The organism is Oceaniferula spumae (assembly GCF_042849255.1).
Classification (GTDB): domain Bacteria; phylum Verrucomicrobiota; class Verrucomicrobiia; order Verrucomicrobiales; family Akkermansiaceae; genus Oceaniferula; species Oceaniferula spumae.
In genome coordinates, this window is sequence record NZ_AP026866.1 from 2,791,623 (window position 1) to 2,804,894 (window position 13,272).

At 48.5% G+C, this 13,272-nt stretch carries 13 protein-coding genes; 11 read left to right on the top strand and 2 right to left on the bottom strand.

Annotated elements, in window-relative coordinates; translation table 11 throughout:
* Nucleotides 1–98: 98 nt before the first annotated feature.
* Nucleotides 99–542, bottom strand: a complete 444-nt coding sequence (locus tag ACSPJT_RS11580) for a universal stress protein (protein WP_435892713.1) — start codon at nt 540–542, stop codon at nt 99–101.
* 153 nt (nt 543–695) lie between these two features.
* On the opposite strand from ACSPJT_RS11580, the gene ACSPJT_RS11585 reads away from it, so the two are divergent.
* Both ACSPJT_RS11585 and ACSPJT_RS11590 read left to right on the top strand, forming a co-directional pair.
* Nucleotides 696–2,597, top strand: a complete 1,902-nt coding sequence (locus ACSPJT_RS11585; RefSeq protein WP_435892714.1) for a tRNA uridine-5-carboxymethylaminomethyl modification enzyme MnmG/GidA — start codon at nt 696–698, stop codon at nt 2,595–2,597.
* A 526-nt stretch (nt 2,598–3,123) separates the two neighbouring features.
* Nucleotides 3,124–4,419, top strand: coding sequence for an alpha/beta hydrolase (locus tag ACSPJT_RS11590; protein ID WP_435892715.1), 1,296 nt, complete (start codon nt 3,124–3,126; stop codon nt 4,417–4,419).
* Nucleotides 4,420–4,683: 264 nt separating this feature from the next.
* Here ACSPJT_RS11590 and ACSPJT_RS11595 read toward each other — a convergent pair whose 3' ends face one another.
* Complete coding sequence (locus ACSPJT_RS11595; RefSeq protein WP_435892716.1) at nt 4,684–6,813, bottom strand: integron integrase; 2,130 nt, start codon at nt 6,811–6,813, stop codon at nt 4,684–4,686.
* Between the two features lie 816 nt (nt 6,814–7,629).
* Here ACSPJT_RS11595 and ACSPJT_RS11600 point away from each other — a divergent pair.
* The 9 genes from ACSPJT_RS11600 (at nt 7,630) to ACSPJT_RS11640 (ending at nt 13,230) form a co-directional block, all read left to right on the top strand.
* The gene (locus tag ACSPJT_RS11600) at nt 7,630–7,884 is read left to right on the top strand and encodes a hypothetical protein (protein WP_435892717.1); all 255 of its coding nucleotides are present in this window, start codon (nt 7,630–7,632) and stop codon (nt 7,882–7,884) included.
* Nucleotides 7,885–8,026: 142 nt separating this feature from the next.
* A complete protein-coding gene (locus ACSPJT_RS11605; RefSeq protein WP_435892718.1) occupies nt 8,027–8,629 on the top strand; it encodes a hypothetical protein in 603 nt (200 codons plus the stop codon).
* 568 nt (nt 8,630–9,197) lie between these two features.
* Nucleotides 9,198–9,623 (top strand): GNAT family N-acetyltransferase, encoded by a 426-nt coding sequence (locus ACSPJT_RS11610; RefSeq protein WP_435892719.1) that lies wholly within the window; start codon nt 9,198–9,200, stop codon nt 9,621–9,623.
* Between the two features lie 126 nt (nt 9,624–9,749).
* Nucleotides 9,750–10,214 (top strand): hypothetical protein, encoded by a 465-nt coding sequence (locus ACSPJT_RS11615; protein WP_435892720.1) that lies wholly within the window; start codon nt 9,750–9,752, stop codon nt 10,212–10,214.
* Between the two features lie 124 nt (nt 10,215–10,338).
* Nucleotides 10,339–10,737, top strand: coding sequence for a hypothetical protein (locus ACSPJT_RS11620; protein ID WP_435892721.1), 399 nt, complete (start codon nt 10,339–10,341; stop codon nt 10,735–10,737).
* Between the two features lie 562 nt (nt 10,738–11,299).
* On the top strand, nt 11,300–11,695 hold the full coding sequence (locus ACSPJT_RS11625; RefSeq protein ID WP_435892722.1) for a hypothetical protein: 396 nt from the start codon (nt 11,300–11,302) through the stop codon (nt 11,693–11,695).
* Between the two features lie 145 nt (nt 11,696–11,840).
* Nucleotides 11,841–12,323, top strand: coding sequence for a hypothetical protein (locus ACSPJT_RS11630; RefSeq protein ID WP_435892723.1), 483 nt, complete (start codon nt 11,841–11,843; stop codon nt 12,321–12,323).
* Between the two features lie 159 nt (nt 12,324–12,482).
* Nucleotides 12,483–12,722, top strand: coding sequence for a hypothetical protein (locus ACSPJT_RS11635; protein ID WP_435892724.1), 240 nt, complete (start codon nt 12,483–12,485; stop codon nt 12,720–12,722).
* Nucleotides 12,723–12,876: 154 nt separating this feature from the next.
* Complete coding sequence (locus ACSPJT_RS11640) at nt 12,877–13,230, top strand: hypothetical protein (protein WP_435892725.1); 354 nt, start codon at nt 12,877–12,879, stop codon at nt 13,228–13,230.
* Nucleotides 13,231–13,272: the final 42 nt, after the last annotated feature.

A 13,272-nucleotide genomic window follows, 5' to 3' on the forward strand; every position in this document is an offset into this window, starting at 1 on the left:
CTATAGACCTCGACTATAAAAGACCACACGAGGAAATGTGATGCGATGGCTCACGAATTACAATTGTTCCACGTGGAACGTTTGTGATTTTCCCCGAATCAATCCTTCCGGACTGGGATGATCAACGATGGGATCTTGGCTTTCCGAACACATCCTTCTGCTACGCTACCCAGAAACAAGCTGCCCAAGACACCGTGTCCATGTGATCCCAGGACCAGCAGGTCGGCGTTCAGTTCATCAGCATATTCGAGAATCGTGTGGAGTGGTTGTCCGTGGAGCAGTTTGGTTGTTGTTCCAACCAGGTGAACTGTATCAGCAAGATCACGAAGTTTGATCTCGGCCCTGGTCATACTCTCCACCTGCACCTGATGCAGAGCTGGAAACTCGTCCGGAGTGAAACCATAAGCTGCATATGTTGGCTGAGCCTCGACCACATGAATCAGATGTAAATCAGCTCCGTGGCTCTTTGCCATATCGACTGCTGCGTCAACGACAGCTGAACAGGCGTCGGAAAAATCTACTGCGGCAATGATCGTTTTCATAATGTACTAATATAACACCACCCATTTCACGGATCAACAGCACTCTCATCAATCGACACTCGATCATGTTCCACGTGGAACATCTGCCCACATCTTTGACATGACAGCTCATTTGGAGTTTGAAACTTAAATCTTTAGAGCTAAATACCCACCGTGTTCACTTACCCAAAGACTTACGATGTCCTCGTCATCGGTGCCGGCCACGCTGGAGTTGAAGCCGCTCTCGCCGCTGCCCGACTCGGCTGCAGCGTAGCCGTCCTCACCCAGAACCTCGACACCATCGGCGCCATGTCCTGCAACCCCGCCATCGGTGGATTAGCAAAAGGACACATGGTCCGAGAAATCGACGCCCTGGGTGGAGCCATGGGCCTGAACACCGATGCCACCGGTATCCAGTTCCGCATGCTCAATGCCGGAAAAGGCCCCTCCGTCCGCGCCCCCCGTGCCCAGTGCGATAAAAAAGCCTACCAGTTCCGCATCAAACACACCCTCGAATCTACACCCGGCATAGACCTCCACCAGGCGAACGTTGCCGAGATCCTCGTAGAAAACGACCACATCACTGGAGTCACCACTAGCCTCCAGATGCAAATCAACGCCAAGTCCGTCGTGCTCTCAGCCGGCACTTTCATGCGCGGACTCATGCACGTCGGCCTCAAAAACGAAAAAGGTGGCCGCATGGGCGATGCCACCTCAACCGTCTCCGACTCCCTCCATAAACTAGGCTTCCAAGTCGACCGATTCAAAACCGGCACCCCCTGCCGAATCAACGGCAAGTCCATCGACTTCTCAAAAACCGAACCCCAACACGGCGACACCCCCCCACCCTTCTTCTCATACCTAGCCGACACCTTAACCAAATCCCCCAACGACCTCCACACATTGAATGGCCACGAAGTGGCAGCCACCAATCTGGACTCTGGACTCTCTAATCTGGAATCTCTCGCCTTCGGCGAGTTCCACGTGGAACAATTACCCTGCTACATTACCTGGACCACCCCCAAAACCCACGACATCATCCGCAACAACCTCGATAAATCCCCCATGTATTGCGGCAAAATCGAAGGCCCCGGCCCCCGCTACTGCCCGTCCATCGAGGACAAAGTCGTCAAGTTCGCCGAAAAAGAACGCCACCAAGTCTTCCTCGAGCCCGAAGGCCGCCACACGCACGAATACTACATCAACGGCGTCTCAACCTCCCTCCCCTACGACGTCCAGCTCGACTTCATCCACTCCATCCCTGGACTCGAAAACGCCCAGATCATCCGTCCCGGCTACGCCGTAGAATACGACTACTGCCCGCCCACCCAGCTTTCCCCCACCCTCGAAACCAAAAAAATCTCCGGCCTCTACTTCGCCGGACAGATCAACGGCACCTCCGGATACGAGGAAGCAGCCGGCCAAGGCCTCATCGCGGGAACCAACGCCGCCCTCAAAATCCTCGGCAAACCAGACTTCATTCTCCGCCGCGATCAAGCCTACCTCGGAGTCATGATCGATGACCTCGTCACCAAAGGCACTACCGAACCCTACCGCATGTTCACCTCCCGCGCCGAATACCGTCTCCTTCTCCGCCAAGACAACGCCGACCTCCGCCTTACTCCGCTAGCAATAGAAAACGGACTCGTCACAGGCCTCCGCGCCGACCGCATTAGCCAGAAAATCACTGAACTGGATGCCGCCAAAAAGCTCATCCCCACCATTTCCCACGATGGCGTAAAACTCGACCACTGGTTCCGCCGCTCCGAAAACTCCTGGAAAACCCTCCCGGAAGAAATCCTCAACCAAGCCCCCGCCCATCTCTGGTCCCTTCTCGAAACCGACTTCAAATACGCCGGTCACCTCGACCGCCAACAGACCCAGATCGACCGACTCCAGCGCATGGAAGACAAGCGCATTCCGGATAAATTCGACTACGAAAAAGTCAACGGCCTCAAAGCCGAAGCCCGTCATCACCTCGATAAAATCCGTCCCACCACCCTAGGCCAAGCCGCCCGAATCTCCGGAATCACCCCCGCAGACATCGCCATTTTAGCGATCGCCCTGCGAAAATAGAGTCACAAAACAGTGGCATGACCCGTCTCGGTCATGATCAACCCTCCGACGACAGTCGCAAACTCCCCACCCATACGTCCCATCCGTCGTATTAGTCCTATCCCAACAAAAAACCAACTCACCCAACAATTCAAACAAAGTTTCACTACATATAGGCCCTAAGAGTAAAACCCACCCCAAAATGTGCTCAAAAACCATCATTTTAGTAGGCGATTGTAAATCACCTAATACCAGTAAGTTAAGCCATCTAACTGCCATATTTAGAGCCCTGAGAATCGCACAGAAATAACCTCCCTGTGCAATGACCCACACCATTGTATTCTGGAGCCGTCAAAAAATCACAGATTCAGACCTCAATACCGAATCTGATGGAGTCGGCCAGAAAACAGACTAGGAAAAATTTCACCAGACCCAGCCTGTATGATCCGGTTTCGAAAAACGAAGTCGGCTACCAGACAAATTTGCCATCGTTCAAAAAACCATTTAGCGGTTTCAAAATTCCAAAGACATCACCTAATATTCGCATATGAATAAATTCATCCCACTTCTGTGTGCTCTCAGCCTGATTGCGTGTAAACAGGCCGACTCGGAAAAATCCAAAGAACCCGACACCCCCATCCCGGAAAAAACGACTGCACCCACATCTTCAGTCATCGAAGACCTCCGCAGCCACCTTTCACTCCGATCCGAAAACCAGACCGATCTATCAGAACAAAAATTCGCCAACATTCCCCTAACAAAAGAAGAAGCGGAAAAAGCCACTTCACTTCTGTTGGCGGATCGTATCGCCACGCTCCGTGCCGAGAGGCAAAAAGAGTTCGACGCAAAATCAATCACCATCGGCGACAAAACCTTGCGCTACGAATACCGCACTCTGGGTGACGAACCAAAAGACGGACACTCCCTCTATATCTCGATGCACGGCGGCGGAAACGCACCAGCTCAAGTCAACGACGGGCAATGGCAAAACCAAATCAAACTCTACTCACCCAAAGAAGGTATCTACCTCGCTCCTAGGGCCCCGACCAATACCTGGAACCTTTGGCACGAAGCCCACATCGATGGCCTGTTCGATCGGCTCATCGAAAACTTCATTGCGATCAAAGGAATCAATCCTAACAAAGTCTACATCATGGGTTACTCAGCCGGCGGCGACGGCACCTATCAGCTAGCGCCTAGAATGGCTGATCGCTGGGCAGGGGCCGCAATGATGGCCGGACACCCGGGAGATGCTCAAACCTACAATCTCAGAAATCTTGCCTACTTCATCCAGTGCGGTGGAAAAGACCACGCATACAACCGAGCCAAACTTTGCACAGAATGGGGGATCAAACTGGATCAACTCGCTGCCTCTGACCCTGGCGGCTATCCTCACAAATGCATCGTCTATCCGCAACACGGTCACTGGATGAACCGCGAAGACAAACAAGCGGTCCCATGGATGGCCGAGTATACCAGAAACCCATGGCCGACAAAAATCCTCTGGCACCAGGACGACATTACTATCCAAAGATTTTATTGGTTGGAAAATGAAGATCCCAAGCACAACCAACTCATCACCGCAGAAGTCGACGGACAAACTATCACTCTAACAGTCGACAACTCAAAACTGAAGGATCAGGAAATGGCGCTAAATTCAATCATCGTCCGCCTTTCCGATCAACTCCTCAATTTAGACCAGCCGATCACCATCAAATCATCCGAAGGAAAAATACTATTCCAAGGAAAGGTGAACCGAACAATGCAGGCGATTGCCAAATCTCTCGACCAGCGCCCGGATCCTACCACCGCTGCCACAGCAACCGTCAAAATTACCTTCTAATCGAAAAACGCCAGCCTGTCGACAGCCTCCAAAAAAAAAGCACAAAAACAACAATGGGGTGCCGCGACAGCTAACCCCTTTACATCTCGACAGCACAACGCGATATGGCACACTTCATCAGTGTGAATCATGATAAATGGCCACGCCCTAACAAAGTAGTAACCATCTAGGATTGGTCTCTGAATCACACCCTTCAGATCGACCAAGGGCGGCAGCCACCGAAAGCAAAGATTCGCTCGATTAGTAAGATTCGCGGTCAAAAAATCAAAGCTCATCCAGGGGACTCCTAACAGCATCACCAGGTCGATTCAGAACATGCGTATAAATCATCGTAGTAGAAACATCCGCATGACCTAACAGTTCCTGCACAGTCCGAATATCCTGACCCCTCTGAAGCAAATGCGTCGCAAAAGAATGCCGTAAAGTATGGCAACTAACACGCTTCAAAATCCCACTCTCCTTGACAGCTTTTTTAAGTGCCCTCTGCACAACAGTCTCACTCAGATGATGTCGCCTAACAGCTCCCGACTTTGGGTCCTGAGACAACTTCTCACTTGGAAACAACCACATCCAAGTCAATGACTTAGCCGCACCAGGATTCTTAACTGCAAGAGCATCAGGCATCCACACACCACTCGTTCCGGACTTCGCATCAGCGTCCTGAACCTTCTTCACTTTCTCAATCTGTGCCTTGAGACTTTCGACTAGCGAGCGGGGCAGGGGAGTATGCCTGGATTTGCCTCCCTTACCGCGCACGACTTCGATATACCCATTGGCAAAATCCACATCCTTAACCCGAAGCCGCATACACTCCATCAATCGCAGACCTGCGCCATACATCAGCTTCGCCATCAACTGCGAAACTCCATTCATTTCTCCTAACACCCTAACAACTTCACCCTCACTCATCACCACCGGAAGAGATCTCCTCCCAGCACCCTTGCAAAAATCACCAAGACTAAATTCTTCTAACAAAAATACAGACTTATACAAAAACGCCAATGCGTTCACTGCCTGCTTCTGAGTATTCACACCCACACGGCGCTCCATTGCCAGATATGTTAGAAACCGAGTTGCAGCATCTGAATCAGGTTTACCTCCAAAGCCCTCGGCCGCATACCAGCGGAAAAAATCCACCACCCACTTCTTATAACTTTCCTCGGTTCGCAGCGCGTAACCACGAACCCTGAGCTTAACGACCAATTCCTCAATCCACTTCAACGCATCACCATGGACACCTGCAATTTTCATCAGATTCTCATGCTGTTCCGCTGATAACTCACGTGCCAAATCACCGTGCAACGGCTCATAGCTATCGATTCGGCTATAAACAACCTGCCAGTTCATCGTCAACGCCCAGGGGCTCTTCAAGATATCACGGTGGGCCCAACAAACCGCCTGCACAGCCTGTTTCATTTGCCACGGCTCCATCACTCGCCCCATAAAGTCCACCCATCGCATTAAACGTTCATCACCGCTCAGTTCGGACCAGCTAACGCCCGACCGCGCTTTAGCCTGACGTTGCAAAACATATTCCACAGTGCCCTCAATCCCACCAGCCTTGGACACTGGATCAGGCCGACTCACGGCATCATTCCCTCCACCATTCTCGCCACAACCATCCTGTCGGCCACGGCTTTCGTTTCGATCATATGAACGGGCACCACGCGAACTGTCGTTCTGGGAATTGACGTTCTGTGAATTTGGATCCCGCAAACCACCATCACGATCTATCTCATCAGATTTCCGCCACTTGCCTTTACTGAACTTCGCCTCATTCCGATAAAAATCCGCCCACCGCTCCAAGTGTCGACCGTAATAGACAAACGAAGCCTGTGGAATCTTCTTCTTCGCCAGCAAGACGAGATAATCTTGCCAAAAAGCACTACCGCTCAAGGCATCGGACAAACTCTTCACCGCATTAACAGCAGCACCATCCGCCTGATAGGCACTCCCCCCAGTTGGATGTGATACACCCTCTATTTCATCACCAACTTTACGCTTCAAAGCATCCCGCCGCCCTGCTTCCCGGTAATCCGTTGGTCGATCCCCTGCATCATAATCACTACCCTCCTCCCACAAAGCAGAAACACAGCGAGTAGTTTCTGAACGTGAAACGCCCTGGTAATCACGATGCGGCAATGAACAAAGACCCAATTTGGAATCATCACCTAGATCAAAGCTGGAGAAGTCCCAATAACCACCATAACTATAACTACCAGCAAACAACTCAGCAAAAACCTCTCTACCCAACAGCGCCCGATCAATCAGCCAAGCCTCAGCATCCCCCAAAAGTCCCTCGGCCAACGAACCCTGAAGAATAACCAAACCCCCATCACCATCCTCCATCCGTAAATTCGTGCCTTTGTCTACACCCACCGGACCATAATCCATCAAGTGCTTTCGCCGGACAATATACTCACTAGAACACATGTTCAAAAGAGTATTACTAAGCCGCAATGTGTCAACACGATTTTCAACCTCCCAAGAGGTAACAAACCAATAGGTCTGCAAACAGAACACCACGAACCCAAGAAAACTCAGCCACCAAACACCCTTCCACATCAAAAACACCCAGCAATCACCTCACACACCCTCAACCCGAAAAAAAGCTATCCTTCAAGATAGCCAACCAGTCGTCTATCCCACAAACTACGACCGTCCGTCCATTTAACTGTTCGGCTATAATAATATGAATACGCAGTCAGCAAGTGTAATGGTGGTTCCAGTGTGTGCTTTCATTGCGACATATCTCTTCTGTCGGAAGGAGAATGATAGCGTATCGTTGATGGCAAGGTATAGGATGTCTATTGCTGTAGGGTTTGTCTTTCTGGTGTTTCCATTTGTGTTTATGTCATCACGCCCAGTGATGATCACACCGCATCCCTTAGCTTGGGTGGATCAATTGAGGTGGGAGGCATGTTTTGCGTGTTCCTTAGGCTTAGCAAGTACAGCTTTAAGGCTACGTGTTCCAAAACCACGATCAGCGTATGCCCTGTTATTCTTATCTGTTGTTATCGTAAGCTTGTCTCTATATGATTGGCTCCGAAGACAATAAATTTGCCGAACAAGGCGCTTCATCCGACGCGATACCGTCCGTGAGCCAGAAGCCATTGTGAGCTAAGATCATGAACGGTTGCGAATCTGTTTTACACGGCGCGGTTGAGCTCTACGTTCGACAATAATGAAGAATAACAAGAAACCAAGGCGATGAATGAAGCTTCAAGATCTTACAGTGATGAGCGTGCGCATGCAGTAGCCAGCATCAAGTATTCAAAAGATAATTTACTGCTGGTGCAACAGAGAATTGAGGAGATGGAGGCAGAGATAGCTATATCAACTAAGATCGATACAGAAAGAGAGAAGGACAAGTTAGATCTAGATGAGTTGAAGAGTGCTTATGACGATTTGTCTAACTCGGTGAAGGAGCTTGAAGATTTATTGGAGAGGATGGATGCTCGCTAACTAATCCAAAAAATCGGTCGAACAAGGCGCTTCATCCGACCGTTAACCGTCCTCAGCCAGAAACCATTTCACGAAGTCAACCACCCACAGCCTTCGACCTTGTCACACCGGCGGTTGAGCTCTACGTTGGGCAAGAAATATAATGCAGGCGATATCACAACAGCACATATTGATCGAGACGAAGAAGAAGTCCATGTCAGGCAGCGATTACTTCGCGAAGAATAATCTAGATTTTAGAGAGTGGGATGTTCTTTGTAGGACATGCATACTACTAGAACGATATAATGAGTTTTCACCTACATTTGCGACGCAGAACCTTCATCCTGATTTTCTAGCTTACAATGATCGCAAGGAACCTATTGCACCGATTGAGATTACAGAAGTTATAAGGCCAGGCTATAAGAGAGGTGCATTCTGGCGCACAGGTGATCCAGAGTATTATCCAGGATACGATGGTGTAGATTCTGTGACTAATCCTTGGGATCTTCTACAGATTGCCATCTCCAAGAAGCAAACTAAGAATTATGCGGAAGGCAGTTGGTTAATCATCTATTATGATATTGGGCGAATGTCTTTTGAGGACTTCGAGACACCTTTTGATATTCAACTTCTCGCACAGCATAGCAAGAAGCCGTTTGTAGGCGTGAGCATATTTGAGAAGGTTTTGGTATTATCAGCGGACATGAATTCATTAGTGGAGCTATATCCTTCGCCGCACACCATAGCGCCAGACACAAATAAATAAGCCCAACAAGGCGCTTCATCCGACGCGATACCGTTCGTTGTCCGAGGTAGCTGTAGAGCTAAATACGTTAATGGTGCGAATCTGTTTTACACGGCGCGGTTGAGCTCTACGTTCGATAAGAATAAGAATGCCTAAGAATATAACGTTTGCGGTTATTTTGCCGATCATTACACAAATTATCTGTATTTTACTATATCAAGATTTCAGTCCAAATTTGATTAAGACCGCAAAAGGCTTTACGGATGCTGTAATTATTTTTTCGCTTTTCTGGGGGGTGATTGTTTTCCTGCCAATGTTGCTGCTTCAGGTGTATTCATCGACGGTGTTGATTAGATCTAGGTGTAGTCAGGGAATGAAGTTTTTTGTTGGCATGTTGAATCCAGTAGCAGCATTGATACTTATTTTATGTGTTGGGACATGGATGTGAACCGAATAAGAATCGGATCGAACAAGGCGCTTCATCCGACCGTTAACCGTTCCTAGGCCAGAAACTGTTGAGAGTGAAAAACCATTGAGGGTATTCGACGTTTGCCTCGGCGGCGGTTGAGCTCTACGTTAGCCTAAAAAAATGAGCCTAGAGGTGACATCAGCCCCTAATGCAGAAGATGAGAACCGTATAATAGACGAGACCCGCAGCTTCAATCTGAAGCATATACCCAAGGATGTAGAGCCGCTCTGCGTTTTTGATCGTCTGGCCAACGGAGAGATCGTCGCTGGGCTGATCGGAAAGACTTATTGGAATTACCTAGACATCGCCTTCCTATGGGTTGCCGACGCTTACCGGAATGAAGGACGGGCAACTGCAATCGTGAAGGCCGCAGAGAACGAGGCGATACAACGGGGATGCCGGCAAGTGCTGCTCGACACGTATAGCTTCCAAGCCTTAGGGTTCTACAAGAAGCTCGGCTATGAAGAGTATGGGACTCTCTGTCACTTTGCCGGTGAACATACAAGACACTACCTTCGCAAGGACCTCCAAACAAAACAAGGCTAACAAGGCAGAGCACACCAATCCACTACCCGTCCAGAGCCGAATTTTTCAGATGATTCCAACCCTTAACCCCGAAGTCATAGCGCGCCCCCGGTAGTGGATGGGTGTCTTATGACGTTAGCTAATAATATGCACCCACCACATCTAATAAAATCGCGCACCATAAAGTGGCTTAACGGCGTAATTCTGCAATCTAATCGCATTCTCTCTGCGCCAACGGACGAGTCTGCTAATCGTATTGGGTGCGACGCTCATTTTTTTGCAATTTCACTAGGAAGCCTACTTTACTGGCTAAGCAAAACTGATCTCGCATCAGTATCATATTCAGCTGAGATAAAAGACATTCAAAATCAACTTGCTGAAGGCAAGAATATCAGAGATATGCTTGAGCATGACGGTGATTATATTATCGGCCGTGGAAGGAATCAAGGAGACTACGAAATCACCACGAAAGTGAATAATGGATTTACAGAAATCAAGGGTCTTGCGCCATTTACTCTCTTGAGGACGAATGAAGGTGTTTCCCTAGGCGGAAGAATATCGATAGAGTTGTCGTTAAATCTCGCTACGAAACTACTACAAAAAATGAGCTAACAAGGCGCTGCATCCGACCGTTAACCGTCCTGAGCCAGCGAACTTTTGACACATTGAACCATGCTCAGCCTGCGACCCGCACCCGTCGGCGGTTGAGCTCTACGTTCGGCAATAATAAGAAAAAATGAAGCTCCGTAAAATTGTTGCAGGTATATTTGCCTTTACTGGGCTTTGGTGGGTGATGGGTTTGATTTTAACAATGCTCGTTCCTCCGATCGGCATTATGGTTAATCTATATTTTCTCCCTGGCTGGTTAATTTACGCAGGCTGGTGGCGGATACTCTATGCTTTGCCTGTTAAGTTTAGCCCTAGGATATTCTGGTTACTTTCGGCTCTCGTGCATTTAGCTTACTTTGGTTTATCCTACACCGATCTTGGATTGACGAGTCTTGACGCTGACTTAAGCCGCAATTGGTGGCTGGTTATTGCAGGCATATCTTGCATCTGCATAATACCAAAAAATGTGGCCGAACAAGACGCTTCATCCGACGCGATACCGTCCGTGAGCGAGAAACTATTGTGAGCTAAGATCGTTAATGGCGGCGAATCTGTTTTACAGTGCGCGGTTGAGCTCTACGTTAGACAATGATAATGAGAATTCGGACATTGAATATCCTCCTTATGATTACAACTTTATTTGTATGTGGCACTCTTTATTTCCTGAAGAATAAACGAGACGACGATCGGAAAGTATGTCTAACAAACATTCACAATGTTCAGCAAGCCGCGCGCAGCGCACAAGGTTTAGCTCGCAGCATATATCCCCCGGAAGGCTTGAAGAGTGTCATTGTGGGAAGGGATCGATACTTGCCTGAGCCAAAGTGTCCAGCTGGAGGGGTCTATACTTGGGTTGAAGGGCGATATCCAAATATGGGGGAGATGGTGATACGTTGCTCCTGTCTGGATCATCAGCCGGATCCGGCTTCAACAGCCGGGCAGTAAATAATAAAAACGAGTCTAACAAGGCGCTTCATCCGACGCGATACCGTTCGTTGTCCGAGGGAGTTGTAGAGCTAAGATCGTGAATGGTTGCGAATCTGTTTTACACGGCGCGGTTGAGCTCTACGTTAGACAAGAATAATAATATGAACACCGAATCCATATATAAGAAGCTAGCCGAGATGAATGACATCAAAGCGGAATCTCGAGATAAGTTTACAGATCGGCTGATTACGGTTTCCACTGGTGCATTAGCATTTTCGATCACATTTCGTAAGGCATTGATTGGAAGTGCACCTGAGCATGTATGGCTATTAAAGGGCGCATGGATTGCGCTTGCCGTTAGTGCGGTGTGTGGGGTTTTTCTACATCTTGGAGGTGCATCAGCTGCGATAAGGATGGTTAAAGCGATGAAGGCTGATCCGACTAGAGCATATGCTGGCACTCACCCCATATATAGACTGCTATATTTGCTGGTGGTTTTGGCCTTTCCGTCTGGCTTGTTCATGTTCATGCTATTCGCGGTTTTCAACACCAATTGATGCGGAACCAAGCTAATAATTTCGTCTAACAAGGCGCTTCATCCGACGCGATACCGCCCGGGAGTCAAAAACCATTGAGAGTTAAGAATGTGAATGGTTGCAAATCTGGTTTACACGGCGCGGTTGAGCTCTACGTTCGACAATAATGAAGATCCTCGTTCATACTCTATTTGTTGCATTGATGGTTATCCATTCTGCATCGGCGAAGCTGCCAGCCAAGCGGGTGGATTATCTTGAGGTTACTTATGCGGGGATACTTAAGGGAGAAGTTTACCTCAGGATCATTAATACTTCGAGCAAGACGATCTCATATGCGAGCGATGGAGTCAGCAAGATCCCGATTCATTACACGGATGTTTGGCGAGGTAGCACATGGAACCATGACCGAGGGTTACGTTGTGCCACAGGGCGAAGCGTAGCCGAGCTGAGGCCTGGCGAGGTGCACGTATTTCGTATGACAGCAGGGGGATTGCGACCCGTCGTTGGTGATAAGTTGAGAGTTCGGGTGGTTTGTCGTTCCGGACTGAAGGCCGAATGGACTGGGGAGAGTAAGGCAGATAAGTTCGTTTCTAAGACGTTGCTAGTGACAAAGAAAGTGGTCGAACAAGGCGGTGCTGACGACCGTTAACCGTCCTTAGCCCGAGTCTGTTTTACAGTTAAGAAATTCACACGGTCTGAATCTGGTTTACACGCGGCGGCAGACCTCTACGTTCGGTAAGAATAAGATTCAGTGGACACGTCAAAGCTAAAAAAAGAGTCAATAGAACTATATAACATTCTAATGACTATGGCACTTATCATCATGCCGGTGATAATTGCATATTATTTTTGCCGTGACTATCCAGGCAGAGGTAATAGCCCAGAGAATGCTTCTTTTGCTGCTCTAGCCGTTGCCCTGATGTGGACCCCGCTGTATCTTGGCGTGAGAGATTTATTTTCACACTATAAGAACGTGTTAAACATTGTGCTCTTGTTCATATTTTCGCTGCTCGTGGTTGTAGTGACGATTGGCAATCCTAAGTTCTAGCCTTCGATTAAGAAAAAAAATTAACCGAACAAGGCGCTTCATCCGACGCGATACCGTTCGTTGTCCGAAGAAGTTGTAGAGCTAAAATCGTGAATGATGCGAAACTGTTTTACACGGCGCGGTTGAGCTCTACGTTCGGCTATAATATAATAATATGAGACAAGCATTATTATTGTTCCTCACTGTTTTTTGCGTAGCTTGCGTCGTCGCTTTTCAGGTAATCAACGCCTATGCAGAGAGAGACGTGGAAAGCATATCGAAGTTGGCCGCATCAGAGCATGTTTCAGAGAATCGTGATCGGTTGGCGATACGAACCGAAAGGCATAAGTCCTTGAGCGATATGAGATATGATTTTGGATTCTATGGATGGGTCGTGGCTATTGCAGCATTACTTTATTCATTACGTTTGATTCGTAAGTATCAGTTAATCGAAGATCAAAACGAAACACTAAGAGCGGACCTTCGAGAGAAAAAAATTGCCGAACAAGTCGAAGCATCCGACCGTTAACCGTTCGCAGTCCGTGAAGATTTAGAGCTAAAACCATGAATG

Excerpts from the sequence above, each read along its gene's own strand:
- ACSPJT_RS11630 (WP_435892723.1), top strand. The coding sequence starts at position 11,841 with ATGAAGATCCTCGTTCATACTCTATTTGTTGCATTGATGGTTATCCAT.
- ACSPJT_RS11625 (WP_435892722.1), top strand. The coding sequence starts at position 11,300 with ATGAACACCGAATCCATATATAAGAAGCTAGCCGAGATGAATGACATC.
- ACSPJT_RS11610 (WP_435892719.1), top strand. The coding sequence starts at position 9,198 with ATGAGCCTAGAGGTGACATCAGCCCCTAATGCAGAAGATGAGAACCGT.
- ACSPJT_RS11605 (WP_435892718.1), top strand. The coding sequence starts at position 8,027 with ATGCAGGCGATATCACAACAGCACATATTGATCGAGACGAAGAAGAAG.
- ACSPJT_RS11595 (WP_435892716.1), bottom strand. The coding sequence starts at position 6,813 with ATGGATTATGGTCCGGTGGGTGTAGACAAAGGCACGAATTTACGGATG.
- ACSPJT_RS11640 (WP_435892725.1), top strand. The coding sequence starts at position 12,877 with ATGAGACAAGCATTATTATTGTTCCTCACTGTTTTTTGCGTAGCTTGC.
- ACSPJT_RS11620 (WP_435892721.1), top strand. The coding sequence starts at position 10,339 with ATGAAGCTCCGTAAAATTGTTGCAGGTATATTTGCCTTTACTGGGCTT.
- ACSPJT_RS11580 (WP_435892713.1), bottom strand. The coding sequence starts at position 542 with ATGAAAACGATCATTGCCGCAGTAGATTTTTCCGACGCCTGTTCAGCT.
- ACSPJT_RS11615 (WP_435892720.1), top strand. The coding sequence starts at position 9,750 with ATGCACCCACCACATCTAATAAAATCGCGCACCATAAAGTGGCTTAAC.
- ACSPJT_RS11635 (WP_435892724.1), top strand. The coding sequence starts at position 12,483 with ATGGCACTTATCATCATGCCGGTGATAATTGCATATTATTTTTGCCGT.
- ACSPJT_RS11590 (WP_435892715.1), top strand. The coding sequence starts at position 3,124 with ATGAATAAATTCATCCCACTTCTGTGTGCTCTCAGCCTGATTGCGTGT.
- ACSPJT_RS11600 (WP_435892717.1), top strand. The coding sequence starts at position 7,630 with ATGAATGAAGCTTCAAGATCTTACAGTGATGAGCGTGCGCATGCAGTA.